Annotated in this window: 20 protein-coding genes and 1 tRNA gene; 8 read left to right on the top strand and 13 right to left on the bottom strand. The window is 43.1% G+C overall.

The genetic code is table 11. From position 1 onward, the window contains the following. Positions 1 to 149 precede the first annotated feature (149 nt). Entirely contained in the window at positions 150 to 1,094 is a 945-nt protein-coding gene (gene gluQRS, locus JFC10_RS09430; protein ID WP_198332622.1) for a tRNA glutamyl-Q(34) synthetase GluQRS, read from the top strand. A gap of 92 nt (positions 1,095 to 1,186) precedes the next feature. Here gluQRS and ftsW read toward each other — a convergent pair whose 3' ends face one another. Next, positions 1,187 to 2,311: a putative lipid II flippase FtsW gene (gene ftsW, locus JFC10_RS09425; protein WP_193011439.1), complete on the bottom strand. Its 1,125-nt coding sequence runs from the start codon at positions 2,309 to 2,311 to the stop codon at positions 1,187 to 1,189. Between the two features lie 368 nt (positions 2,312 to 2,679). Continuing rightward, positions 2,680 to 4,116: a UDP-N-acetylmuramoyl-L-alanine--D-glutamate ligase gene (gene murD, locus JFC10_RS09420; RefSeq protein ID WP_198332621.1), complete on the bottom strand. Its 1,437-nt coding sequence runs from the start codon at positions 4,114 to 4,116 to the stop codon at positions 2,680 to 2,682. A gap of 662 nt (positions 4,117 to 4,778) precedes the next feature. Here murD and JFC10_RS09415 point away from each other — a divergent pair. The 4 genes from JFC10_RS09415 (at position 4,779) to JFC10_RS09400 (ending at position 9,441) form a co-directional block, all read left to right on the top strand. After that, complete coding sequence (locus JFC10_RS09415) at positions 4,779 to 6,278, top strand: SulP family inorganic anion transporter (protein ID WP_198332620.1); 1,500 nt, start codon at positions 4,779 to 4,781, stop codon at positions 6,276 to 6,278. Between the two features lie 174 nt (positions 6,279 to 6,452). After that, entirely contained in the window at positions 6,453 to 7,307 is an 855-nt protein-coding gene (locus JFC10_RS09410) for a universal stress protein (protein ID WP_198332619.1), read from the top strand. A gap of 454 nt (positions 7,308 to 7,761) precedes the next feature. After that, positions 7,762 to 8,100 carry a P-II family nitrogen regulator gene (locus JFC10_RS09405; RefSeq protein ID WP_010197981.1) on the top strand — a complete coding sequence of 113 codons (339 nt, stop codon included), beginning with the start codon at positions 7,762 to 7,764 and terminating at the stop codon, positions 8,098 to 8,100. A 78-nt stretch (positions 8,101 to 8,178) separates the two neighbouring features. Next, complete coding sequence (locus JFC10_RS09400) at positions 8,179 to 9,441, top strand: ammonium transporter (RefSeq protein WP_198332618.1); 1,263 nt, start codon at positions 8,179 to 8,181, stop codon at positions 9,439 to 9,441. Between the two features lie 111 nt (positions 9,442 to 9,552). Here JFC10_RS09400 and JFC10_RS09395 read toward each other — a convergent pair whose 3' ends face one another. From JFC10_RS09395 to JFC10_RS09385, 3 genes are all read right to left on the bottom strand, one after another. Beyond that, a complete protein-coding gene (locus JFC10_RS09395; RefSeq protein ID WP_193011444.1) occupies positions 9,553 to 9,936 on the bottom strand; it encodes a DUF2147 domain-containing protein in 384 nt (127 codons plus the stop codon). A 258-nt stretch (positions 9,937 to 10,194) separates the two neighbouring features. Beyond that, on the bottom strand, positions 10,195 to 10,455 hold the full coding sequence (locus JFC10_RS09390) for a hypothetical protein (protein ID WP_198332617.1): 261 nt from the start codon (positions 10,453 to 10,455) through the stop codon (positions 10,195 to 10,197). Between the two features lie 87 nt (positions 10,456 to 10,542). After that, on the bottom strand, positions 10,543 to 11,433 hold the full coding sequence (locus JFC10_RS09385) for a DNA/RNA non-specific endonuclease (protein ID WP_227685962.1): 891 nt from the start codon (positions 11,431 to 11,433) through the stop codon (positions 10,543 to 10,545). Positions 11,434 to 11,561: 128 nt separating this feature from the next. On the opposite strand from JFC10_RS09385, the gene JFC10_RS09380 reads away from it, so the two are divergent. Continuing rightward, a tRNA-Ser gene (locus tag JFC10_RS09380) sits at positions 11,562 to 11,652 on the top strand. Between the two features lie 582 nt (positions 11,653 to 12,234). On the opposite strand, the gene JFC10_RS09375 is transcribed toward JFC10_RS09380, so the two are convergent. The 4 genes from JFC10_RS09375 to JFC10_RS09360 all read right to left on the bottom strand — a co-directional run bounded on the left by JFC10_RS09375 (position 12,235) and on the right by JFC10_RS09360 (position 17,517). After that, complete coding sequence (locus tag JFC10_RS09375) at positions 12,235 to 13,023, bottom strand: hypothetical protein (protein ID WP_198332616.1); 789 nt, start codon at positions 13,021 to 13,023, stop codon at positions 12,235 to 12,237. A 72-nt stretch (positions 13,024 to 13,095) separates the two neighbouring features. After that, complete coding sequence (locus tag JFC10_RS09370; RefSeq protein WP_198332615.1) at positions 13,096 to 16,113, bottom strand: hypothetical protein; 3,018 nt, start codon at positions 16,111 to 16,113, stop codon at positions 13,096 to 13,098. Then, on the bottom strand, positions 16,082 to 16,687 hold the full coding sequence (locus JFC10_RS09365) for a hypothetical protein (RefSeq protein ID WP_198332614.1): 606 nt from the start codon (positions 16,685 to 16,687) through the stop codon (positions 16,082 to 16,084). The genes JFC10_RS09370 and JFC10_RS09365 overlap by 32 nt, the downstream gene beginning before the upstream one ends. A 173-nt stretch (positions 16,688 to 16,860) precedes the next feature. Next, a complete protein-coding gene (locus JFC10_RS09360) occupies positions 16,861 to 17,517 on the bottom strand; it encodes a hypothetical protein (RefSeq protein WP_198332613.1) in 657 nt (218 codons plus the stop codon). Positions 17,518 to 18,088: 571 nt separating this feature from the next. Here JFC10_RS09360 and JFC10_RS09355 point away from each other — a divergent pair. Together JFC10_RS09355 and cls are read left to right on the top strand one after the other, a co-directional pair. Further along, the gene (locus tag JFC10_RS09355) at positions 18,089 to 18,916 is read left to right on the top strand and encodes a YdcF family protein (RefSeq protein ID WP_406947333.1); all 828 of its coding nucleotides are present in this window, start codon (positions 18,089 to 18,091) and stop codon (positions 18,914 to 18,916) included. A gap of 174 nt (positions 18,917 to 19,090) precedes the next feature. Continuing rightward, positions 19,091 to 20,590: a cardiolipin synthase gene (gene cls, locus JFC10_RS09350; protein ID WP_198332612.1), complete on the top strand. Its 1,500-nt coding sequence runs from the start codon at positions 19,091 to 19,093 to the stop codon at positions 20,588 to 20,590. Between the two features lie 60 nt (positions 20,591 to 20,650). Here cls and JFC10_RS09345 read toward each other — a convergent pair whose 3' ends face one another. The 4 genes from JFC10_RS09345 to JFC10_RS09330 form a co-directional block, all read right to left on the bottom strand. Then, positions 20,651 to 21,610: a putative RNA methyltransferase gene (locus tag JFC10_RS09345; protein ID WP_320157978.1), complete on the bottom strand. Its 960-nt coding sequence runs from the start codon at positions 21,608 to 21,610 to the stop codon at positions 20,651 to 20,653. A gap of 186 nt (positions 21,611 to 21,796) precedes the next feature. Then, positions 21,797 to 22,915, bottom strand: a complete 1,119-nt coding sequence (gene mraY / locus JFC10_RS09340) for a phospho-N-acetylmuramoyl-pentapeptide-transferase (RefSeq protein WP_193011750.1) — start codon at positions 22,913 to 22,915, stop codon at positions 21,797 to 21,799. A 3-nt stretch (positions 22,916 to 22,918) separates the two neighbouring features. Beyond that, a complete protein-coding gene (locus tag JFC10_RS09335) occupies positions 22,919 to 24,379 on the bottom strand; it encodes a UDP-N-acetylmuramoyl-tripeptide--D-alanyl-D-alanine ligase (RefSeq protein ID WP_198332611.1) in 1,461 nt (486 codons plus the stop codon). 111 nt (positions 24,380 to 24,490) lie between these two features. Beyond that, on the bottom strand, positions 24,491 to 26,227 hold the full coding sequence (locus JFC10_RS09330; RefSeq protein ID WP_198332610.1) for a UDP-N-acetylmuramoyl-L-alanyl-D-glutamate--2,6-diaminopimelate ligase: 1,737 nt from the start codon (positions 26,225 to 26,227) through the stop codon (positions 24,491 to 24,493). Positions 26,228 to 26,247: the final 20 nt, after the last annotated feature.

Genomic DNA, 26,247 nt, shown 5'->3' with positions numbered 1-26,247 from the left:
TGTCTGATACAGACTTTTAATCTTACTCACATTAATTTGACTAACAAAACAGACTCATTTCACAAATATCTTTTTACGGATATATTTATTATTCTATCTTCTACCTTTTCTACTGATAATTTCCTACCTTGAAAACTAATCCTATTCCTATGCCCACTCCAATCATACCAGCACAGCCGATTGGTCGTTTTGCTCCCTCACCGACTGGTGAACTGCATCTTGGCTCATTGACGACTGCGCTTGCCAGCTTTTGCCATATAAAATCCATTGGTGGCAAATGGCTTCTCCGGATTGAAGACACTGATACCGAACGCTGTGATCAGCAATTTACTGAGCAAATTTTGATTGATTTGGAAGCGCTTGGATTGTACTGGGACGGTGATATCATTTATCAATCTGAGCGTATTGATATTTATAATGATTATCTACACTCAGCCCTGCATCCACTCACTTATGGTTGTCAGTGCTCGCGTAAAGACTTGGAGCAATACTGGGCACAAGAAGAGCTGAGCCCATCTTATGACAATGCCAACTCATTGCAGCCTAACAGGAAGCGCTATCCACGCTGCTGTATCAGCGCTGACCTTGATAGAGTGCAACATAAGCTACGCATACAGCTACCAAACTATAAGATTGGCTTTAACGACGGTATTCAAGGATTGCAGTGGGACAATCCTCAGCAGACATTGGGTGATATGGTGGTGCGTCGCCAAGATGGTATGATCAATTATATTTTGGCTGCCAGCCTTGATGATGGACTGCAACAGGTAACACATATTATGCGCGGTCTAGATATCCTACCCATGACGACAGCGCAAATCAGCATCATGCAGGCGGCACGCTTACCTGCCATCGATCATTGGTATCACTTACCACTGATATGTCATGCTGATGGACAAAAACTTTCCAAGCAGAATCTGGCACAACCCATTGATACGCGAGACCCAAGTAGGCTAATCGCCGATGCTTTACAGCTATTACAGCAACCAGCCGTCGATAGAGACACGCCTACTCATATGCTAAAGCAAGCCATTGCTCAATGGGATAATACGCCGCTACAAGGCAAGCAACAATTAAATATGCTTAATGGATAAAAACTAGATTGCAAAAAGCGCCACTATTTAGCGACGCTTTTTTAACTAATGCCTGTCATGATGCATCGAGCCTATAAATGATGCTCAACCTATCAATAATAACGGCACTGGCTTTTTTCGATTTCAGGGCTTTCTTTATAGATTTTTAGCAATAAAGCGACCATTACTAAGCTGATCAGCATTGAAGAGCCGCCATAACTAAAGAATGGCATGGTCAACCCTTTGGTTGGAATCGCGCCCATATTCATCGCCGCATTAATAATCGTCTGTGCAATAAACACCACACCGATACCAAAGGCGGTATAACTCATGCGCATCTGCCGACGTTTGAGCGCATTATAACTGATACGCATCGCGCTACCGATAATCAGCGCTTCGAGCACCAATACCATGGTAACCCCAACAAAGCCTAACTCTTCACCTGTAATGGCTAGTAGAAAATCAGTATGTGCCTCAGGCAAATGCGACAGTTTTTGTACACTCTCGCCATAACCAACGCCCGTAAACTGTCCACGCCCAAAGGCAATCAAACTGCGTGCCAGCTGATAATCCGTATCTTGCACATCATCAAACGGATCCATAAATGACATCACACGTACCAATCGGTACTGCGCTGTCGTCACCATCAAGACCGCTCCACCGATTGCAGCCGCGCCCAGTGCTAAAAAGTGCTTGTAAGGCGCACCAGCGATATAAAAAATCGCAAAGATAGTACCTAAAATAACGACAAAAGAACCAAAGTCTGGCTGTGACAATAGCAGCATGGTGATGAGTGCAACCACCAACATAATTCGCAAAAATCCATCTAAGCCGTTACGAACCTCAAAAGAGCGCCGCACCACAAAATCAGAGACAAAGACAATCATCACCAACTTAGCCAACTCTGCTACCTGAAAATTAAACACCCCTAGATTCAGCCAACGCTTGGAGCCGTTAATCGGCGTACTAAACAAGGTTGCCACTAGTAGCATGCCAGTAATACCCAATAAGATAAACTGGGTTTCAGTCTTATATAGTGTTCGCAAAGAGACGCTGTAATAAGAGACTGTGGCGACAGTCAAACCGATTATCATATACAGTAGTTGGTTTTTGAAAAAGTGCAGCTCTGTCATGCCGCGACTGAGCGCAAAAGGAATAGAAGCGGAAGCCACCATCAATAAACTGAGCACCAACATACAGCCAACACTCGATATGAGAATAGCACGTGCTGATGGCATAGAAAGAATACCATCTGAGCCAGATACTTGCTTCGGTTGGGACGAGGAACGAAAAAGAGAAGAGAGCGCCATAATTTTATATACACTAACGAACGAAAAAACACGGCGTCTATTAAACGCCACCGTTTAAAAATAGAAAACAGACAATACCAGACAGATTACTAAGCAAATAAACTGACCTATTACCTTGCTGGCTTATTATGATTGACAGTAGCAGCAATCTATAAGCAAAACAATCATTTATACAGAAAATGCGCGCGCGTCATAAAAGTCAATTAAGGGCAATCCTATTACATTGCCCTTATTGTTTATGAAATGCTGAGATTACCCAAGCACTTGTCATGCAAATGCTTAAATCATCAAACCTTTTATTCCGCAGTCATCATACCTGATGACTCACTTACTAACTGACCAACCAACTGACTGAAATGCTCACCACGAGCCGCGTAGCCACTATATTGATCAAAGCTGGCACAAGCAGGTGACAATAGCACCGCTTGTACTTGTGATAAGCTGCTTGTCGTCACTTGTTGAATGGTTGTAAAAGCATTTTCTAAAGTTTGGCACTGATGTAGCGTCACATCGGCGCTTATATTAGCCGCTCGCAGATGCTGCTCAATCAGCGGCGCATCTTCACCAATAAACAGTACTTGGCTAACATATTGATTGATAAACGGCGTCAATTCACCAAACTGTTGACCCTTGCCTTGTCCACCCAAAATCAATAGTAGTTTACCGTCCTTTGGTGCATAGACTGCGCCCAGCCCTTCTATAGCTGCCATCGTTGAGCCGATATTGGTGCCTTTTGAATCATTGAAGTAATCAATATCTGCAGCATTTGCCACATACTGGCAACGATGCTCAAGTCCAGTGAACTGCTGTAAGGTATTCAACATACTATCTCGTGGCAAGCCAGCAAATTCGCCTAACGCTAAGGCTGCCTGTGCATTGAGCAGATTATGACGACCTTTAATCAACAGTTTATCTGCCGACAGTAGTTTTTCTGTACCGAAAGCAAGATAAATCTGGCCTTCGGGATCAGTAATAAGACCGTATTGACCTTTATCGGGGGCATGTATACCGGTACTCACTCTTGGCAAATTATCAGCCACCAGCGGACGCGTCAATGCGTCTTCGCGATTGATAACCACGGACTTAGCACCCTGAAAGATACGATGTTTGGCTTGATGATAGCCCAGCATATCACCGTGGCGATCTAAATGGTCAGGCGACATATTCAGAACTGTCGCCACTTGCGCACCCAAATTGGTCACCGTCTCTAACTGAAAGCTCGACAGCTCAAGCACTGCCAGCTCCATATCAGGATTATCAAGCAAGGTCAGCGCTGGCACACCAATATTACCGCCGACACCGACATTGACACCAGCATCCGCTGCCATTTGCCCCACTAAGGTGGTCACGGTGCTCTTAGCATTAGAGCCAGTAATCGCCACTATCGGTACTGTACAAGCCTCACAAAATAGCTGAATGTCACTAACCACTGGAATATTCGCTTGGCGGGCAGCGGCGACGGCTTCGGTGGCAAGAGAGATACCGGGGCTTATAATAATACGCGCCGCTTGCTGCAATAGCTCTGCGTCAATCGCACCAAATTGACGTATGCTAATCTCAGCTGGCAGTTGACCGGCTAAGCTAGGTGTCACCTGAGCATCAGTGACGGCAACCTGATAGCCTTGATTGGCCAAATAGCGCGCAACTGACAACCCAGATTGTCCCAAACCGACCACGACTTGTAGACCACTGCCTTTATGAAGTAAGGCATCTGTTGCAGTGTTGGTGGTCATATCTATTCCTTCTGTTGGACAAGCAAAATGGCATCAAACAAACCTAGTATATAAATAAGCAAAATGATGCCGTCAAGATGAGAAGCATCATAACGGTATCGTTCAGATTTCGGTACTGGTTTTTTATGACTGTGTGCTATTATGCGCCTGTTTTTATATTAAGTGGCTAATGCTATAATAGTTGCCCTAATCTGTAAGTGACTGGGTATCTACTCAAGCATTTTAGTTTAGCATGTTGTCACAGTTAGCACGCTATTGTCACTTCTGTTTGGCAAAGTTAATATCATAGACTGGCCATGTCGAGCAGCTATTTTTATTTGATAGATTATTTATTACCCTCTACCGCAGCATATCATTGCTGACGCTATTCGTTATTGTAGGTGCTCTTATAAATGGCCTGCTTTAAGCACCTTGTTTTAACTATTTTTTTAAGTAATCTCACTGAATTTATCATCGTATCAATTATTGGTGAGCATATTAGTGATACCAGTCAGTAAATCAGTAGACCTAATTATTACTGACCTTTAATAATTCAATACCGCAACATGACCCAGTGCATGTTGTCGTAAAAGAAAGATGAATAGCTATTTTTATAGCGACGCGATCATTTTATGAATGAGTAATGATTACTTTTTTTGCCTCTAACCCTATGCAGTTTACTTATGACATCTTTTATTGATAACTTACGTGACGAGTGGTTTTCCAATGTGCGCGGCGACGTTTTATCTGGTTTGGTCGTTGCCTTAGCTCTGATTCCTGAAGCCATTGCCTTTTCTATTATCGCAGGTGTTGACCCAAAAGTCGGCTTGTACGCCTCATTTTGTATCGCGGTCGTGATCAGTTTCGTCGGTGGTCGTCCAGGCATGATTTCGGCAGCAACTGGGGCGATGGCACTGGTGATGGTTGACTTAGTCGCCGAGCATGGTTTGCAGTATTTGCTGGCAGCCACCTTGTTGTGTGGCGGGATTCAGGTTGTGATGGGTATCTTAAAGCTCGGCAATTTGATGCGCTTTGTGTCGCGCTCCGTGGTCATTGGCTTCGTCAATGCGCTCGCAATATTGATCTTTGCCGCCCAGCTGCCTGAGCTTAACCCTATGACAGAACGCGTCGGCATGACTGTTTATATCATGACGGCGGCGGGCTTAGCAATTATCTACTTGTTTCCGCTGATTCCTAAAATCGGTCGCGTGATTCCGTCACCGCTAATTTGTATCGTTGGTTTGACCGCTGTCGCCATGTATATGAATCTCGATATTCGTAATGTTGGTAGCATGGGCGATTTGCCTGATTCATTACCGATGTTCTTATTACCTGACATTCCATTGAACCTAAATACTTTATTGATCATCACGCCTTATTCTATCGCGCTTGCCATCGTTGGTTTATTAGAGTCGATGATGACGGCCACTATCGTTGATGAATTAACCGATACGCCAAGCGATAAAAACCGCGAATGTCGTGGTCAAGGGATTGCCAACGTCGTATCAGGTTTCTTTGGTGGCATGGCAGGCTGTGCCATGATTGGTCAGTCTATGATCAACGTCAAATCTGGCGGACGTACGCGGCTGTCTACTTTGATGGCAGGTGTGGTACTGCTCATTATGGTGGTTTTCTTGAGTGAATGGGTGAGCCAAATTCCAATGGCAGCACTGGTTGCTGTGATGATTATGGTCTCCATTGGTACTTTTAACTGGCAGTCTATTCGCGAATTTAAAACGCATCCGATGTCATTTAACATTGTCATGCTAGCGACTGTTTTGACCACAGTATTTACGCACAACCTAGCCTATGGTGTAGGCGTGGGCGTGCTGCTATCGGCGCTGGCATTTGCCAATAAAATTGGTCAATTCTTAACGGTATTTAGCGAATATGATGAGAGTACTAATAGCCGTTATTATTATGTGCAAGGACAAGTATTCTTTGCTTCTACGACCCAGTTCTTAAACAGCTTCGATACCAAAGAAGCTTTGGACAGTATTCAAATTGATGTCAGCCAAGCGCATTTTTGGGATGTTAGTGCCGTAGACACCTTGGACAAGCTGGTCATGCGCTTGCAACGTGAAGGCATTGATGTCAAAGTGGTGGGACTCAATAATGCGAGCCGAACCCTGATTGATCGCTTCTCTGTCCACGATCGCCGAGATATTGGCTTATTGGATTAAACAAAGCCACGTCTATTTATCGAGCTGATATTGATTAACCGCTCATAAATAGACAGTTGAATAAACAGCTGCATTGGTATAAAGGATTAGGTGCGAGCATTGTCGTCCCACCCTTGAGCCAAGCAGCTGTCTTTTTATTCTGTCTTTTTAATATTGGAATAATGTGGTGGTCTTATGAGTAATTTAAAACCAGATAGTGTGATTGCCTGCTTGGACTGCCCAGACCACGTGCAAGCAGTCTTAGAAGCCAGCATGTGGGCAGCGACTCGTCTACAAGCACCTATCGGATTGTTACATTCTGTACCGAGCTTGCAGCAAAAAGCGGCGGTGAACTATTCAGGCTGTCTCAATATCGATGATGAAAATATGCTGCTTGAGCAATTCACCACCAAGGAGCACTTGAGTAATTGTGAGCTAAAAGCCCAAGGCAAGCTTTTGCTCCATCAAGCCACCACCTACTGCGAACAGCAGCGACAAAAGCTAAAAACCTATACTCTACATCGCCATGAAAACCTTAATGAAAGTATCGATTACGTCGATGACAAAGCACAATTAATCGTTATAGGTCACAATGTCACCTGCAAATCGACATTGAGCCAATTGATTAGAGTCAGTCACTGCCCCATTTTGGTGACTCATGCACCATTTTTGCCCCCTACGACCGCGTTATTTGCTTTTGACAACAGTTCAACGTCTCATAAATTGCTCAATTGGCTCTGCAAAACCTCACTGGTACGCGCATTAACCGTTCATATCGTGATGGTCGGTAAAGAAAACTCTGAAAATTGTGATGCGCTACGTGAGGCTTATGCGCGGCTTAAACAAGCAGGCATCAAGTCTAAAAAAGCGTTGTTGGACTGTCGCGATGTCTCTGCGGCTTTGAATTATTATCAAAATGAAAATGATATCGGTATGCTGATGACCGGTGCCTTTGGCCAATCTCGTCTGCGTGAACTTCTAAAAGGTAGCGACACGAAAAAGCTGCTCGGTAGCACCAAAACCCCCTACCTACTCTTCCCAAAGGTATAGGTCTTAGCCGGTCTACACGGTCACCCCTCTCTCTTTGAGCGCAGAGCATATACATCAATATTAAGCTCTGCCGCTTCACGTATCACACGGTATTCCATACTTTCTCATCAAATGATTCATTTAATATGCCAAACTAGGTTAGCAAATCATCACAGGAAATAGTTGGATGGTCTCCCCAAGCACCTAAAAAGTTGGTTATAATAAAGTTTTCGTCAGTTCAACGCTAAAGGTTAATTCGCATTCTCTATGCTCATAACGATGGTTTGTACCATTGCAGCATAGCCAGTATTTTTGCCATTACTAGGGCTGTTTTTGAGCAAATAAATCCAATCTTACCTATCCCCCTTGAGTAAATTGGCACAGTTCTTGAATGACTAATAGTAAGCATGGCAGCGATACAATGCACCACAATGCTTCTATCAACCTGCGGCATCACACAAATAAGGAATATTTTATGAAGCTAATCACTGCGATCTTAAAACCGTTTAAGCTCGATGATGTACGTGAAGCGCTTTCTGACATCGGTGTTAAAGGTGTCACTGTTACTGAAGTCAAAGGTTTCGGTCGCCAAAAAGGTCACACAGAACTCTATCGCGGCGCAGAATACGTGGTGGACTTCTTACCTAAAGTAAAAGTCGAAGTGGCTGTTATTGATGAGATGGTCGAACCTGCTATCGAAGCCATCACTCGCATCGCTAGCACGGGCAAGATTGGTGATGGAAAAATCTTCGTCACTGCACTCGAGCAAGTCATTCGTATTCGTACGGGCGAGACAGGCCCTGACGCTATCTAACGCGCAAGGCCAACCTATAGACACAGATTTATAGATCATACCGATAGCTGTATTGCATCAATTCAAGGGGGAATTAACATGCAAAATCAAATCTTCGAGCTCCAGTATGCACTTGATACGTTTTACTTTTTAATGTGCGGGGCGCTCGTCATGTGGATGGCAGCAGGCTTCACTATGTTAGAAGCTGGACTCGTCCGCTCAAAAAACACCGTTGAGATTTTAACTAAAAATATCGCGCTTTTTGCCACAGCTTGTACCATGTACATGATATGCGGCTATGCCATTATGTATGGTGGCAACCTATTCTTGAGCGGTATTGCGGGTAATGAAACGCTGGTAGCAGATGCCCTAGCAGCCTCGGCTGAAAACGGCTTTGACGGTGACTCTGTTTACTCCGCTGCCTCTGATTTTTTCTTCCAAGTAGTGTTTGTTGCAACCTGTATGTCGATCGTTTCAGGTGCGGTGGCTGAGCGTATGAAACTGTGGTCGTTCCTATTATTTGCTGTGGTGATGACAGGTGTCATTTATCCATTAGAAGGTAGCTGGACGTGGGGTGGCAATGATGTATTTGGTATGTTCAATTTAGGCGATATGGGTTTTTCTGATTTTGCAGGTTCTGGTATCGTCCATATGGCGGGTGCTGCGGCTGCATTGGCAGGGGTATTATTACTAGGTGCACGTAAAGGCAAGTATGGCCCTAATGGTGAAATACGCGCCATTCCAGGTGCTAACTTACCACTGGCAGCGCTTGGAACACTTATTCTCTGGATGGGCTGGTTCGGTTTTAATGGCGGTTCGGTGCTGAAACTTGGTGATATCGCCAGTGCCAACTCGGTTGCTATGGTGTTTTTGAATACCAATGCAGCAGCGGCAGGCGGTGCAATTGGTGCTTTAATAATAGCACGCATCATCTTTGGCAAAGCTGACTTAACCATGCTCTTAAATGGTGCACTCGCAGGGCTAGTCGCCATCACGGCAGAACCATCTACTCCATCAGCATTACAAGCAACACTGTTTGGTTTAGTCGCTGGCGTTATCGTTGTACTATCTATCTTAGCATTGGATAAAATAAAAATAGATGATCCAGTGGGTGCTATCTCAGTTCATGGTGTGGTTGGTCTGTTCGGTCTACTTATCGTACCAATTACCAATCCAGCAGCATCATTCGTAGGCCAGATTGCTGGTGCAGCCACTATTTTTACTTGGGTATTCATCGCCAGCTTAATCACTTGGGCAATTATCAAGTTCGTGATGGGTCTGCGCATCTCTGAAGAAGATGAGTATGAAGGTGCAGATATAGCAGAGTGCGGTATGGAAGCATATCCAGAGTTTGTGAGATAAGCGCTTCAGCCAATATTGAAATATGTGTACTAAAAATCCCGCAACACCTTTCGGTAATGCGGGATTTTTATTGATAAATATGCGATGTAATACTAAAAATAAACGATAGGCTTATTTCTTTTTCCATGTTTGACTGCGTGAGAATGGACCGATATAACCTTTTATATTTAAGGTGTTGCCATTCAAGTTTGCTGTCATACGATAGTCTTTACCTTTTGCTGGATCAGTAATCGTACCACCACTATATTTACCATTGCCATCAGATTTCAAACCCTTGATGACCGTCGTACCAACGTACTGTTTGCCTTTCGCAGTATTAGCCGCAACAAGTGTACCTGTTAGCACCCCGTTTGACTCAGTAATCTTTACGGTACCTTTTGGCTTACCTTCATCAAATGTCTGCCACGTTGTATTGGCCAAAGGATCAGCGGCGAATGCCATACTTGCTAAACTGATACCTGCAACAGCTAAAGTGGTTTTTGTAAATAATTTCATAGACTGACTCCCTTCATACAATGATTACTCGAAACGTTATGTTTCTGATCCCCTAGGCTTATCCTTCGCTAAAATTTTTACTAACAGCTATGCCGTTTTCTACCCGCTGGTAGTGGTTGGCATAAGTAAAAACAAGCTGCTCATCAAAATTTTATGCGACATAAGCGATGTCTTGACTCATTATAAGCAATTTTAAGCTTTTGCCTAGTAATTTTTTATAGTTTATTATTTCTATAAAAGCTTAACTTTATCAAACAGTTACAAGAAAGGATTATCAATATTTTTATCCAGCTGGTCATCTTTTTCTTTTGACTGATGCTGATTATTATATTCATCATTATTTTCGAATGCCTGAATAATCTTGCTGGTTAGTTCATGTAATTGTTGTGCTTGCTCATATCCAGCGGCATCCAGAGTCAAATCAATATCGCCATATATAATAATTTTATCTGTTTGGTTTTCGATGACCAGCTCACCAATTTGCATGCTTTGGTGGTCATTGGCAAATGGGTCAATCATTTTATTCTCCTTTCTATTAATAATATCTTACGTGATTTTGAGATGTTTTGCGCCTTCTCTCACATATAGACTCGTGTCACAGAAGCATCATGCTTGCAACTGGGCAATTAACCACTCAAGAATCGCCCAAACAAACAGCATCCAAGTCGGCTCTTCTGTTGGCTCATCGGGCAACTCGGAGCTGTCACCTGCCTTTAATGGCAGATCAAATGCCTGTGTTTTGGTTTTGGCGTCCAATATGGGCAGCACATCGATACCAATTTTGGTCGAGAGCTCATCAATACTAATAACCTCTATACGTTCCGATTCATCATTTGGTGCGTAATAGACCCCTGCTTGATTAATCGCTGGGATGTAAACGGCTTTAAAGAAATGACTGGGGACTAACACACGATTCGCCAGTTGCTTGGTTTTTTTGCCCGTAAATGCCACTCCTGTAATGCTATAAACCTCTCCATATTGCTGGGTTAAATAACGAGTGGCTGATTCAATATTTCGCCAGATATAGCGATTATTGCGCGGTGACTGCGGGGCGATATTGGCGAGACTAAAGCTATCATACTGTTGACTGCGATTCGCCATATTGGCATTGGGCGCTAAATGCCCACGATCATAGCCAGAACCTGAATAATCAGACAATGAGGCGCGTACAGATTTTGGTAGCCTACTTTCTTCATGAAAGCTGTCTTCACGATCGATTTCTTTGGCTTGCTGTAAACGCTTGCGATCCAAATATTCTGCCGACCAAAGCGGTGTACGCGACACGCCAGAATACATAACGGCAAACCCATCCATGCATAGTGCTTGGGTTTTGTTGCTTAACTTGGTATTGATAAACTCAGGATAGACACCGCCATAAAAAGACTCACTACACTGGGTAAAGTCATCAGCATGCACTGAAGTTATGCTTACTACCACCATCACGGTTATTATAATACTGTTTTTAAAACTGGCTTTTAGGCTACCGAAACTTATCATTCAACTTTCAACCATCTATGCTTGTCATTACGTATACGCTATCGTAGCAGGCGTTTGTAAATAAAGAAAGATAAGGTGCAAGTCGTGACATTCTAAACAGTATCCGCTATACTAAGCCGTCTAAAAACGGTGAAGTGGGTGAGTGGCTGAAACCGCACGCCTGGAAAGTGTGTATACGTTAATCGCGTATCGAGGGTTCGAATCCCTCCTTCACCGCCAATCTTATTCTGCTCAATCAAAGCCTATAGCTTTTCCCATCTGTACAAACAACCTCTAAATACCTTTTTAAATGCTTTAATAGCATGTCTTACAGTCTATCTTTGTCATCTATTGCTGTCCGAAAAATTCCTGCCCAGACCTATGTATCCCACGTTTTGTGTTGGTCTAATATATATACTAAAAAGATCCGCATACGATTAGGGATCTGATAGCAGAAACAGAATAAATAAGAAGAATGAGCCACTTATAATGGCTCATTCTTCTTATTTTTGGCATAATCCTAAAAGATAGCTATATATTTTCAAGCAATAAGATAAAACTAAAAGATAACGTCTGAACAATTCTAAAACTATGTACAGAAAAGCGCGGAACTATTTGCAGATTACCTTCAGTAATTTCTTGACTAACAGTAACGTTGTAGTCATTGAGTGTGATAACTTTTGCAGAGGCCCTCAAAATATTTGAGACTATCAATCAGTATAGTGATGAATTAAAGCTATTTCTTTAACCTATATTTAAATATAAGTATGATAAAAAAACTTAATCCAATCTCCTTAAAACCTCATACTTTTACATTTTTAGTTATTGAGTTAACACTCCAATTTGTAAATCATAGCTTCCTGCATACTCTAGATCGCTGTTATTGGGATTTAGGGTTACTCTAGTGCCAACCCCAAACCAACAGTCGCGATAGCGATTAAAAATCGTACCACCAGTAAAGTACTGTTCTTCAGTAGGATTTGCATAGTAAAGGTCGATATTAGCGGTTAAATCTTTTGTCGGATTTATGGTTGATTTTAACTTAGCATCTGTAATCTTCACGATACTGGTATTCGAGGTAGTGTCTTGAGCAATAGAGGAGAATGAAGTGTTGAGCTGAAAAACATTAGGATTATTTCTCAAAAAACTTTTTATGGTTTGGTATTCGCCCTTGCAATCATCGTTTCGATCTGATGAACGAATATAAAAGTTGAATAAGCTTGGCGACCCAAAAGCGCCATTTGTATTGGGGAAATTTGCAGACAATTGATTAAACGCTAAGTTAGCCACATTGAAACCCATTAGATCAGCACGATTGCTTAGAGGGAAACTCTGAATGGTATTGCCTCTAGAGATGGCTTGACTACCCCCATTAAGTAGCTGTCTTTCAGTTGGTGCGAAATTTAAACTACTGTTTGGGAAGATTTGCTTACAGAAATATATTGAGCTGCCATCAGCTGTACCAACACGATTAGCAGCGTCTGTAATATTTATACCTTCAGTATCAGGACACGCTGCTAATGCTGTTTGTCCAATTAAGCCAGCCATTGCTGTTAAACCAATTTTTAACAAAAATTTATGGTAATAAGCAGTTGCAGATATTTTAGACATAAAAACCTCTCATTTGACGTTATATTATTTAAAACACTATTAACAACTCGCTATTAAAATTGGAAACTAAACTTATTGTGACACTGTATCCTTTATTGGGTTTAAAACAATTCGCATCACAAAGTCATTAGTAATGTCTACAGACTGATCTTTATAGCCTTGAGCCTTCAATATATAAGTACTTGGAGTCAAACCAAAAACCTGAAAGTAACCATAACTGCCTGTAGTGATGCTTTGTATCAGTGCATCGCCCCGATAGACATCAATTACAACCCCTTCTTTAGCATCAGCAAGCCTACCTGATACACCATAAGACTTCTGTAGCTGTATAGGCACCGAGGTAGGTGTATAATTGCTGACTCGTATACGCGGTGTCTGTAGCTCGCCAGTGCTATATTCTAAAGGTAAGTTTTCGCTATCCATGGTCAGTGTATAATCGCCGGCTTTGATATTGCTGATTAAGTACTGACTCTGCGTTGCCTGACTCCCTAGCAAGCTAGCTTCTACTTCTTGATTGTCAAGCTCAAAGCGTATGTTTTCATAATCTATAGGAGTGTCAGCCTGATATTCGATATCCACTATGACGCTACCGTCGCGCTGAAGTGGAATGTCACCAAATTGTAATCTTTGTCTGGGTGCTTTAAACATATCAAATGATAACCTAGCATATAGATAGTTATTCTGTGTCCAAGCCGGTAACTGGTAATCATCAATAAATGAACCGTCATTTATTAAGTCAAGATAGCGATTGCTAGATATTGAATCTACATAACGATGTTTATAACCTAAGCCAAAGTTTATACCTTTACGAGTATTCAGCTGCCAGTCCAACAACCAACCAACCTGACTATCATATAAGCTATAACCTGCATTGATTGAACTGTCTATCGAACTCCCACCTATATTACTTGTGTCAAAGCGGTAACTGACATCACCTCGATACAAGATATCGTTATTTCTGTGCAAACGACTAATGGATTGCCCCAAACTAGTACTATTATCAAGCTGACGTCGTAGCGATAGCGTGTCGCTATCATTATCACCAGACAATCCTATAGTGCTACGCGTTCTACCAATGTCAACCGCCTTATCATGTGTGATAGGTCTATAAGCGTCCTGCCATATGAAATTATAGCCATAACGATTGTCTCCACTGCTCCAGTTAGCACTGCCATTTAATGCTTCATTAAACCTATGATTAACACTGGTATAAGTGTAGTAGTCATCTGTATCAATTATCTTAGCAGCCATATCATCATAATATTGATTGAAACTAATATTAGTTCTATCACTCGGGCTATAGTTGATAAGCAACTGATGACGTTGATCATTCAATCGCTCTTTTTCACTGTTGTTTGGTAAGAAAGTATTTAGTCCAGCGTTGTCATACTGACGAGCTTGATACTGATAGTTTGCCCATAGCTTTTTGCGCTGGTACTCTAATTGAGCCTGCCAAAAATCTTGGGTTGGTGTATTGGCGTAGCTAATGTCAGCATTACTATAAGGCGAGAGGCTATAATTTGCCCCAGCGTGCCACGAGAGTGAGTCGTTGTCTTCTTGAAGATTTTGTATGTTAGTGTTGACGCCGCCACGTACTGCCAAGCGATTATTGACACCATACTCGGTATATAGATGTGCGGCAGTATCACCCTTGTCATTATTGTTTGAACGTCTTCTAGTATTGCTATCAATTAGATTACCTGAGCGACCTATACCGGCTTCTACTATCAGTTCATTAGTCGCCGCGTTGGTACGACGTTTACCAAGTAAAATAGGACGAATTTCAAGTGGTTGACGGGATAATGGATAAGCATAAATTGCCACTTCAACCAAGGTATCTGTTAATGATAATTGGCTAACATCGAGGTTTAAAAACTCGTAACGCCCATCCAATCCAATTTGTACTCGAGCAATAGGACGACCATTGATACGCAGTTCTGCTACGCCACCAGCCTCGCCAATACCCGTCAGATTTTGATAATCTTGGCTAGTATTTTGTAATAAGCTACGACTGTCTTCATCAAAATAAGATAGATGCCGTGCGATATTACGATTACTATAGGCAAACATGGCGCCAGTAAATTCAGAACCTGATGTCTGTGCTCCCTGACCTAGGGAGTTGGGTTGATTAATACCAAGGCGTGTGGCTAAGTGCTCTCCGGATTTTGCCCAATACAAGTTATCTATTTCCCAGTCATCCCATTCTGAGGGCAAATAGGTAAAGCCGTCTAAAACAGTTCGACGAAAGCTATCATTGTTACCTGACTCGTCTTCGCCACTACCTCTGTACTCATTATTACTATCATAACCTCTAGCATTGACACCCCATACACCACCTAGCGCATAACCATAAGCACCAATATCAGCATACATTTGATGGCTAGTAGACGTCTCGTTGTTTTGACTGTTATTGCTTTCGCTAGCACTGAATCTAGTGTCAAATGATAATCCAAGCAAACCTGCTCGGCTAGGATAGTAGTCAATGGGTAAAACTTCTTTAACGTTATTATCTTTTAGTGAAGGGGGGTCTTTTGATGGACGCCAGCCCATGTTTAAAATGATAGCTAAATCTGGCTGGCTATACTCTGCGGTAATACCCAGTTTTTTTAATACATCAAGGGCAATATAATTCTGCCCTTGGTAAGAAACGACTTCATTAGCAGAAAGCTGGACATCACCAATCGGGGTGCTGACATCATAGCCACCTGTCGGATTAGCTCCATTAAGCCTATCAGTATTTTGCCTACCAATAGGTACGAAACTGACATTAGTTAATTTAATTAAGTCATCGATAGATAAAAGATAATGACTATTTTGAGTATCACTCTCAAAGTCAGATCCTGACTCATGAAGAGCATCAATACTGCCCTGCTCTTGTCCGTTAACTAAGACACCTACCAAAGTAGGCTCTAACACTCTATTACTTTTAATAGCCCCTGTAACAGATGAGACAGGGGCTATCGAGTTGGCAGCGATATTTTGCATTTCTGCAAACGCTGACGGACAATAAGCAATGACGCAAGGTAAAGACACCAAAGTTACTAAACATACTTTAGGCTTACTGAACATCAATAGTAATAGGTAGACCATAACGAGAACCTATCTCTAAGGTGGCTCCTCTACCATCCGTATTGTAAGTAACAGCATGATCAATTTGCTGCTCAATTGACAATATAGAATGGCGTTTACCTTCAACAAATCCCGTTGGCAAGCGTATGGACATACGTACCGTCTGATAGCCGCCTGGTGCAATAGTAAACTGTGTAGGGTTAATCAATGTCCATGGTTTGAGCGTACTCTCACTAGGCTCGATTGGTTTCCCTGCTTCATCCACATCTATCAAGCTTAACTTAATGACTTTAGGCTTAGTACCATAATTGTATAACGTAAAAGATTGGTTAAGCTTGGCTAGATTTTTGCGTTGGGTTAAAGATACCATCTCATCCACTACAGATGGTTGAATGCCTAATTGTGCAGGTGGTAGCCCGTCCTGGCTAGCCTCACTAATCACCATCTGAACTTGTCCTCCATCATCTATAGAGTTATTTATGATCAGTTCGGCTTGGGCAGGATAGGAGAACATGACTATAGTTGTTAAAGCAGCGACTGAAAGACCAGGGGCTAGCTTACTTAATCTTTGGCTACCATTGAGAGAGGATGTCATATGTTTACCTTATTATATTAGATTGCTGGCTAGACACTATGTTAATAAAGACAGCAAGTGACTGAAGATGCTTACGGTTGAAAGTATGATACAAAAATACCAGCAATTTTAGCTGGTATGTTCGTATCACCGTTTAGCTAAAATCGATATTAACTAAGTTCTACTTCATATAATTATGGTGCTGCAGCACTAGTCAGGGTTAACAAGAAGCTATCAGTAGCTTCAGAACCGACAGCACCAGCACCAGTTGTCCCGCTAGCGCCACGTGTATTATATTCGCCAGAGCTATTAGCGTTAGATAAATCTAAATCAAAAACGATGTCGCCTGTTACTGGAGCCCAACCTGAAAGAATATTTAAAGTCGCGGCCGTTTTACTACCAGTAACCTTGTCGCTGGTAGACTCTAAAACAGCACCACTGGTAGTAAGAGAGGATGTTTGGTCAATAGTACTTATCAGCGTAGGATTAGGATTGGTTAATTGCAGCTGAACACCATTAGTATTAGATAAATTACGTACTGCCCAAGCATCTTTCAAGGTGACTTTTATTGAGGTTGAAAGGATATCAGCATTAGCATTAGTATCTATAGCAGGGCTATCAATTGTAGCCGTAGTAGTTCCTAGTTCAGTAGTTCCTGTTCGAGTAAGAGTACTATCATTCTGAGCAATACTGTCAGCGGTCAAATTCAATACAACATCATCCCAGTGATAGAGCACTAAAACTTCAGGTAGAATTACTCGAAAGTCAGTACTGTCACTAACTGCTGCTGATGCAAATGAAGATAATGACAAAGCCAGACCAGTTAACGCAATTTTTGAGAACATATTCATAATTTGAACCCTTTAATTAAAACTGATGTATGTTTGATATCAACTAGAATAATTCTTTAGAAGTTTAGTAAAAAACAAGAAGAATCTAGTAGCGTATAAGCTGATACTATTCACATAAGACAAGCTTCTCATTACCTAATAAAAAAATACTACCACAATAAAAATTATTTATGATAATAAAAATTGTATACTACCGTAACAATTGTGTATAACAGTAAAAATATTTACTTAAGGTAGATATGACAAATCAGAAACTAACAGATGAGCGGTGTCTTTATAGCGATGAATGGTGATATCAACATACATAATTGAAATATAAAGATAATTTTGGCTCTTTATTTGACAGCCATAAAAATCTCCTTAAATTTACATTCACTCTATAAAACCATCTCTGCAATTATTAATCATCTCAACCTATCTTCCAAAGCTCCGTATTGACCTGCTATCGACTTATCTCTGCGAGTAACCACAATAAAACGTTATCTCAAAACAGGGTACATTATCATGGCATGAACCAGTCTTTTGTCATAACCTATATATCGTCTAAAACAATAGCATCGTAGAAGATTCAGTGAATATATTGCCTTTAAATAATTGTATAGCTGTTCCCAAAGAACTCATTCTATTAGGGCGAGTTTTATTAATCACTATTGGCAGCGTTATTATCGTCGACTGTGCCATTTTAATGGCATTTGGTAAGGTAAATTTTGGTTCTGTCGTACCGTTTTTATTGGGGATAGTGTTTGTCATCCATGGCATTTTTTGGCATAAAGTAATAGCGTTTATCCATCAATATCGTTGGTTACTCTACTTTTGGTCTGGGCTATGGATGGTATTTTTCATTTGGCTAGTCAGCTTTGGCATCTTTACTTACGTCTTACAGCAGCAGATTAAACAGAGCACTAAATCCGTACCTGCAGTCGCTGCTATCATTGTATTAGGCTCAGGCACGGTTGCAGGTAAGCCAACACCGACTCTCGCCAAGCGCTTGGACACCGCCGTGCCCCTTATCAAGACGCAACCAAATGCTTTGGTAATAACCAGTGGTGGCGTTGGTTTTCAGCGTACACGTAGCGAAGCCGACATTATGGCCACGTATTTGCATGAGGTACATGGCGTGGCATTCAGATGCATCTTACAAGAAGGCAAAAGTACCAGTACAGAGGAAAACCTCGCTAACAGCCGAGCATTTTTGGAAGCAAAAGGGCTTTCTATCACTGATCCTATCGCCATCGTTACCAGTGATTTTCATAGTATTCGCGCAGCCAGCATTGCACGCCATCAGGGCTATACACAACCGCTCACCATCGCCAGTCCCACGCCTTTATCCACTCGTTACAACGCTTGGTTTCGCGAATATTTTGCCTTTGTCAGTGGTTGGCTGTTAGGAGAATATTAATGGCAACATATATCTTCATGAGCTTGAACAAGCTTACTCCTAAATACCATAACCGCTAACCTTACCTCATTGCTGCTTTTACCAATCAAAACAGTGGGAGTTTTACAGTGCGCTATAATCAATAAGAGCCACTGATAAATACTGTAAATAAAAACAACAAGGACGGGAGGCACTATGCTTTTGAATATATTTTTAATCATTCATTTTATGCTGCTGATACTGATCTCATTGCGAGTGCTCGCTCGCCATGATCTGACTTCCCCTGCTAGGCTAGCCTGGATCGTCATCTTGTTTATTTTACCTTATTTGGGAGTGGTGATTTATTGGATGTTTGGTGAGGTGCATCTGGAGGGCAACTTTAAGCGCGAACGTAAGCAGATCATCAATAAGCTGGCTGCACATCGTCCTGATGTGCTTGGTCATGAGACAGCTTTGTTGGAGAATATCAAACCGGAATACCAAGCGGCCTTTGCCTACGCTGCAAATGCGACTGGCTATCATACAACGGTGGGAAATCGTGCAGAGCTGATGGCAGATGCGGCTGAGACTCGCAAACGTATGATTGCCGACTTTGATGCAGCGACCGATCATATCCATGTGCTGTATTATATTTGGCTGATCGATGGTATGGGACTTGATACTGCCCAAGCGCTCATGCGTGCAGCACGACGCGGCGTCACCTGCCGAGCGATGGTCGACGGTTTGGGCTCACGGAAAATGGTAGGCTCAAAGATATGGCAGGAAATGAAAGAAGCTGGCGTACAAGTCAGTGTTGCCCTACCAATTAGTCCTATTTTAAAGGTACTCATGTTTAGCCGCATCGACTTGCGAAATCACCGCAAGATTACGGTCATTGATGGCAAAATCAGCTACAATGGCAGTCGCAACTGCGCCGATCCTGAGTTTCGTGTAAAGCCAAAATTTGCGCCGTGGGTAGATATTATGCTGCGGGTCGAAGGACCGGTTGTGGCACAAAATCAGATGTTGTTTGCCAGTGATTGGCTGACTGAAAATCCCCATACGCCGCTCGATAGCTTTCCTTATTTTATCAACCCTCAACCAGAACAACAAAAATCATCTCAGGCAGAGGCTGATGAGACCTTACCAATAAAACCGCCGCCAAAAGGCTTTGCTGCACAAGTTTTTTCTGATGGTCCCACCCAACGACGCGGCACCACGCCGCAATTTTTAGGCACCTTAATTGGGCAGGCGAAGCGAACCCTGATTATCTCAACCCCATATTTTGTGCCTGATTATTCGCTCGTTAGCATTTTATGTGCGACCGCTTATCGCGGTGTGCAAGTAACCATGATTTTCCCAAAGAACAACGATTCAATAGTCGTGGCTGCTACCAGTCATAGTTATTACTGGCAACTGCTTGAAGCTGGGGTAAGCATTTATGAATACAAGCCTGGCCTATTACACGCCAAAACTTTGACTGTCGATGGCGAAATCAGTCTGATTGGCTCCACCAATCTAGACTTGCGTAGCTTTGATTTGAACTACGAAAACAACATTGTGTTTAGCGATAAAACGCTGACAGCAGACATTGTTGAGCGACAATATCAGTATATCGCTGATTCTGAAGAAGTCACTCGTGAGCAAGTTGAAAACTGGCCGTTGTCCTATAAAATCTGGAATAACATCATCGCTACCATGGGACCCATTTTATAACCCAACTCTTAGCAAGTAAGCTAAATGCCATGAAAGGAATGCTAATTACATGAAACAATTCTATTCAGCTACCGTCTTCTGCAAAATATAAATGACAAACTTAGCTTGCGTTGCAAAAGGCTCTGTTTCGACCGAGTCTAGTAGCGCCTGTCTTTTTTCATTAAGCGCGCGATAAGCATAAGGCGTCATGGTCATCAAATCAGCCAGATCAGTGGCTGACAATGTCATCTCGGTACTGACACGCTCCGTACCCATTAGCGTAAAGTATGGAGCTAATTCATGCAAAAATTTATCAGAATCATGCTCGCGGACGCTATCAAATAATGCTTCTCGCATCGTCGCTAGATGCCCGACATCTGGCTTGGCGATGATTAAATAACCGTCTGCAGTCAATACCTCATTGAACGCTTCTGGCAAGATAGGGCTAAAAATACTGCTAATACCCTTTATGCTATGGGTGCGTAACGGCAAGTGGGCAGCGCTGGTAACAAATGGATAGATGGCTGCTGACTTAACTGTCTCATTAGTAACACTGTCTTTAGCTTGCTGATACCAAAGACGACCTAAAGCCTTACTGGCTTTTGCAAGCTCTACCACAGCAGGTTTACTGATATCTGCCGCGATGAGCGTATCCATTCCCGTCTGTGTCATTGCCTGCGTGTAATAACCTTCGCCGCAGCCAATATCCAACCAATTGACCACCTTGCTATCCTTTTTAATTATTGGCTCAGTGACTGAATCATTTTTTGACAACAATTCCCTCATTTTTTGGCAAATAAGCGTTTGCAATGGCTGATAATGTCCGGCATTTAAAAACCGTTTGCGCGCCTCGATTGATTGCTGGCTATCGCCTGGTGCTTTGGATTTTTTTTGTTGCACGGGTAATAGATTGACATAACCCTGACGTGCCACATCAAATGGATGAGCGGTTTGTTTTGGGTGTAAGCTACCATCGCAGCGCCACGTATCTGCGGCGGGTTGTAGTGGTGATTGGCAAAGGGGACAAATAAATAAGCTCACAAGTATCTCAACGTCATAGCAATATGGCTGCCATTTTAACAAAATTCAGGCTTACTGCGTGATAAAAGGCGCGATAAACAATGCAGAAAACAAGCTATCAGCAACCAAAAAAAAGCCACCTCAACTAAAGTGAGATGGCTTTTGCATAAATGATATTCATATTAATGTTCAAGCGATATGGCTGTGTTAACGTAGCTTTAAGGTCATTAGCCCAAGAATCACAAGGATAATGGCAATAATCCAAAACCTTGCCACTACTTGCGTCTCTTTCCAGCCAATTTCTTCAAAATGATGATGCAATGGTGCCATCCGAAAGACGCGCTTTTTACGCAGCTTATACGAGCCAACCTGTAACATGACCGATAACGCTTCGGCAACAAATAGACCACCCATAATAGCAAAAGCAATCTCTTGACGGGTCATAACGGCAATCGTACCGAGCATTGCCCCAAGAGCAAGTGCCCCCACATCACCCATAAATACTTGGGCTGGATGGGCGTTGAACCATAAGAAACCAAGCCCCGCACCAATCATCGAACCACAGACAATGAGAACCTCGGAGTTATAGGCAATATAAGGCACATGCAAGTAATCAGCAAAGCGCACATCACCCGAAACATAGGCCATCGCGCCCAAGCCTGCCGCTACCAAAACCACAGGCAAAATGGCTAAGCCATCCAAGCCATCGGTTAAGTTGACAGCGTTAGAAGCACCATTAATCACAAAGTAGGTAAAGATAATAAAGCCAATACCAAACGGCACTGCCGAGAAAGGAATCATCCAATCTTTAAAAATCGGTAGTAGCAAATCCTGCATCTCGCGCGTGGTCGCGATATCTGGTTGCAAGGTGGCGATATAATACAAAGACACACCGACGAATAATGCACCCATAGAGAGCCAAAAGTACTTCTTGCGGGCGATTAAACCTTTGGGATCTTTATACTTAATTTTTAGCCAATCATCTGCCCAGCCAACCGCGCCAAAGATAATCATGACGATGAGCAAAATCCAAACGTACGGGTTACTCAAACGCGCCCACAGTAAGGTGGATACGCCAATCGCACTTAAAATCAGCACCCCACCCATGGTCGGGGTACCAGTTTTAGCCAAATGCGATTGCGGACCATCATTGCGAATCGCCTGACCATACTTAAGCGCACGCAGACGTCGAATCACACGCCCGCCAAAAAACATGCTAAATGCGAGGGCGGTAATGACCGCAAGTAACGCTCGTAGCGTCAACGAAGAAACCGCAGAAAACGGCGTATAATACTGACCAAGCCAGCCAAACAACCAAACTAACACCGCCTACTCCTCGACTAGCGCATTGATAAGGGTTTCCATTTGCATGGAACGAGAACCTTTGAACAGTACCGTACAAGGCTGCGCCTGTTGCGCTTGCAAATACGGCTGTAAATATGCCAATAAGCTGTCTTTATCCGTAAACGCATAAGCACTGATATCAGAAATCTCTTGCGCACCCGCCACGGTATAAGGCGCATATTCACCGACACACAGCAGCACGTTGATACCGGTGGTCGCAATCGTACGACCCAAGCTTTGATGCTCGCTGACCGCCGCCTCTCCCAGCTCCGCAATATCACCCAATACCATCACTTGCGTGCCCGTTTGCGCCGCCAATACTTTAGCTGCCGCTCGCACCGAATGCGGATTGGCATTATACGTATCATCAATCAAGCGATGCATACCCAGTAATTGACTGTTCAAGCGCCCTTTAGCAGGACGGGCATTTTCAAGCCCGACAACGATATCACTAACATCAATATTTAACGCATGAGCACAAGCAGCAGCGGCTAAGGCATTATTGACGTTGTGCTCGCCCGCTAGTGGCAAGTTAATATCATGAACTTGATTGCCGATATGCAGCTTAAATTCACTACGCTCAGGCTCAACATCTAAATGACTGGCACTGACATCGGTATTGCCAAAACCAATCACGTGTGACGTATGCTTTTCAGCGATACGGCGTAATTGATTGGTAAAATCATCTTTATCAGGAACGATCGCAAATTGGCTATCATTCAAAGTATGGTAAATCTCCGCCTTGGTTTGGCAAATCCCTTCACGGCTGCCAAACTCACCCAAATGCGCCGTACCAATATTTAAGATACACGCAACATCTGGCTGGACAATCTCTGTGGTATAAGCAATTTCGCCAATATGATTTGCGCCAAGCTCTAGGATGGCATAGCGATGATGATCGGATAATTCGAGCAACATCATCGGCACACCCAAGTCATTGTTTAGATTGCCACGGGTAATCAATGTCGGTGCTAGTCTGCCAAAAATACTGCCGAGCATCTCTTTACAGGTGGTCTTACCGCTAGAGCCAGTAATAGCAATGACGGTTAAGTTTTGATGCTGTTGACGACGATACGCAGCCAATTGCCCTAGCGCTAAACGGGTGTCGCTCACCACTAACTGCGGAATGCTATTTGCATCAGCCGTAGCAACGGTACGAGAGACAATAGCCGCAACCGCACCTTGTTCAATAGCCGTATCAATATAATCGTGACCATCAAAATTATCACCGCTTAGTGCTAAAAAGATATCACCAGGTTTTATCGTACGGGTATCGGTAGCAACGCGGATGCTGCTAATTGAGTTGCTTGCGTCATTGCTTGGTACTGCTTGTTCTTTATCGAACTGCCAATGGCCATCGAGTGCGGCGGTTGCCGCGAGCAGATTGTCTGCTTGCCAAACATACAGCCCTTGCGACTGAATGCTGTTATCGTTGTCGGCTGTCATAATGATTACCTTATATATGATGACTACTTATTTATTTTTTATAGTTAACGACCAATACTTCTTCAGCAGTATGCAAAACTAACTGTAAGCGCTCTCAATTATTTATAAAGGCTATACGCGCCCTGCTTGCCTTAAAGCATTTTGTAAAATAACACTGTCGTCAAAATCATAACGGACATGGTTAATTTCTTGATAGGTTTCATGACCCTTGCCAGCGATAACGACGATATCATCGGCAGCCGCTTGACTGACTGCGTATTCAATCGCTGTTTGCCGTGCAGGTTCGATATGAGTGCGCTGATATTGCTCGCTCGTCATGCCCACTTGCATATCCTGCAAAATCACCTCAGGGTCTTCGGTGCGCGGATTGTCTGCCGTTAAGATAACTTGATCTGCGCCTGCCAATCCTGCTTGCGCCATCAAAGGACGTTTACCCGCATCACGGTCGCCACCACAACCAAACACTGCCCACAGCTGTCCCTTACAATGGGTCTTTAGACTGGCAAGCACTTGGCTTAAAGCATCTGGCGTATGCGCGTAATCAACGATAAAGCAGCCATCATTGGATGGCACACGCTGCATACGTCCAACTGCACCTTGTAGCTGCGGCACGACGGCGGCAATACGCTCAAGGCTAATTCCTAAGGCGACAGCAGCGGCCATAGCGGCAAGCAAATTGGCAACATTAAAGCGCCCCAATAATGGGCTGACGATAGTGATGCTATTGGTTTCTTTATTTTTAAAATCAGTATTACCAGCATCAGTATTGCCAAAATCAGTCCGTAGCGTAATCTCGACACCTTGTAAGCTTGGCTTGATTTCAGCCGCAACAAAGGTCGCAGATTTTGATGGTTCTAGACTGTAGGTCCATACCGTTAAATTACTAGCGTTTGCCGTATCTAACATAATCTGGGAATGTTCATCATCGATATTGATGATGGCGTGGGTCAACGCTGGAAAATGTGCTTTATCAAACAGTCTAGCTTTTGCTGCCGCATACTCTGCCATATCAGCATGATAGTCTAAGTGGTCACGGCTTAAGTTGGTATAAATCGCCACCGACACGGGCATACCTTGTAAACGCTGCTGATCCAAACCATGCGAGCTGGCTTCTAATGCCAATAACTGAGCATTCTCTGTACCCATTTGATATAAAAATTGCTGTACCGCTAGGGCGTCGCCCGTGGTATGGCTGGCTTGCACCAAAGCACCAAGCCTGCCATTACCTGCTGTGCCCATGACCGCGCTGCTCATGCCAGTCAGCTGCGTCAATTGCGCCACCAATTGACTGATGGTGGTTTTGCCATTGGTACCCGTCACCGCGACCACCTTTGGCAAGGTCACAGGCTGCTGATATTGCAAACGTGCTTGAATGAGCGTCCCTAAAAAATCACGAATATTGGGCACGTATAAAACGGGGCAAGGCAGTGCTGCTAAATGCTGCTGCGCTTTAGAAGTACTATCATTTGGTAAGGTGATATCGGCATGATTTGACACGCTAGTGACACTAAGCAAAGCCGTAGGATCTATTTCTGATAGGATGAAAGCCGCATTTTCAGCGGCTTGATAAAGGTTGTCACGACTTTTTTGACAGTTTGGTATGTGGCTTTTTAATAACACAAACACATCGTTCGGCTCTAGCTGACGACTGTCTAAACGAAACTGCTGGAATGGGATATTGGCAACCGAATTCACTTGCTTGGAATCACTCTCAGTCAATGCCTTCTGAGTCGATAGTTTTTGCAATACCTGCTCTATACCTGCACCATGCCTATTGCTGCTACTGGATTCAACCAGCTGTTGCAAGGTGACTGGGGTGCTGCTTGGCGACGAGGGTGACAGAGTCATTGGCAAATCCTAAACGGTTA

This window comes from Psychrobacter aquimaris (genome assembly GCF_016107525.1).
Lineage (GTDB): Bacteria > Pseudomonadota > Gammaproteobacteria > Pseudomonadales > Moraxellaceae > Psychrobacter > Psychrobacter aquimaris.
Note: the sequence above shows the minus strand (reverse complement) of the source record. Positions and strands in the feature narration are given on the sequence as shown.

Excerpts from the sequence above, each read along its gene's own strand:
- JFC10_RS09405 (WP_010197981.1), top strand. The coding sequence starts at position 7,762 with ATGAAGCTAATCACTGCGATCTTAAAACCGTTTAAGCTCGATGATGTA.
- JFC10_RS09370 (WP_198332615.1), bottom strand. The coding sequence starts at position 16,113 with ATGGTCTACCTATTACTATTGATGTTCAGTAAGCCTAAAGTATGTTTA.
- cls (WP_198332612.1), top strand. The coding sequence starts at position 19,091 with ATGCTTTTGAATATATTTTTAATCATTCATTTTATGCTGCTGATACTG.
- JFC10_RS09395 (WP_193011444.1), bottom strand. The coding sequence starts at position 9,936 with ATGAAATTATTTACAAAAACCACTTTAGCTGTTGCAGGTATCAGTTTA.
- JFC10_RS09415 (WP_198332620.1), top strand. The coding sequence starts at position 4,779 with ATGACATCTTTTATTGATAACTTACGTGACGAGTGGTTTTCCAATGTG.
- JFC10_RS09365 (WP_198332614.1), bottom strand. The coding sequence starts at position 16,687 with ATGACATCCTCTCTCAATGGTAGCCAAAGATTAAGTAAGCTAGCCCCT.
- JFC10_RS09330 (WP_198332610.1), bottom strand. The coding sequence starts at position 26,227 with ATGACTCTGTCACCCTCGTCGCCAAGCAGCACCCCAGTCACCTTGCAA.
- murD (WP_198332621.1), bottom strand. The coding sequence starts at position 4,116 with ATGACCACCAACACTGCAACAGATGCCTTACTTCATAAAGGCAGTGGT.
- gluQRS (WP_198332622.1), top strand. The coding sequence starts at position 150 with ATGCCCACTCCAATCATACCAGCACAGCCGATTGGTCGTTTTGCTCCC.
- JFC10_RS09335 (WP_198332611.1), bottom strand. The coding sequence starts at position 24,379 with ATGACAGCCGACAACGATAACAGCATTCAGTCGCAAGGGCTGTATGTT.
- JFC10_RS09385 (WP_227685962.1), bottom strand. The coding sequence starts at position 11,433 with ATGATAAGTTTCGGTAGCCTAAAAGCCAGTTTTAAAAACAGTATTATA.
- ftsW (WP_193011439.1), bottom strand. The coding sequence starts at position 2,311 with ATGCCATCAGCACGTGCTATTCTCATATCGAGTGTTGGCTGTATGTTG.
- JFC10_RS09400 (WP_198332618.1), top strand. The coding sequence starts at position 8,179 with ATGCAAAATCAAATCTTCGAGCTCCAGTATGCACTTGATACGTTTTAC.
- JFC10_RS09360 (WP_198332613.1), bottom strand. The coding sequence starts at position 17,517 with ATGAATATGTTCTCAAAAATTGCGTTAACTGGTCTGGCTTTGTCATTA.
- JFC10_RS09390 (WP_198332617.1), bottom strand. The coding sequence starts at position 10,455 with ATGATTGACCCATTTGCCAATGACCACCAAAGCATGCAAATTGGTGAG.
- JFC10_RS09410 (WP_198332619.1), top strand. The coding sequence starts at position 6,453 with ATGAGTAATTTAAAACCAGATAGTGTGATTGCCTGCTTGGACTGCCCA.
- JFC10_RS09375 (WP_198332616.1), bottom strand. The coding sequence starts at position 13,023 with ATGTCTAAAATATCTGCAACTGCTTATTACCATAAATTTTTGTTAAAA.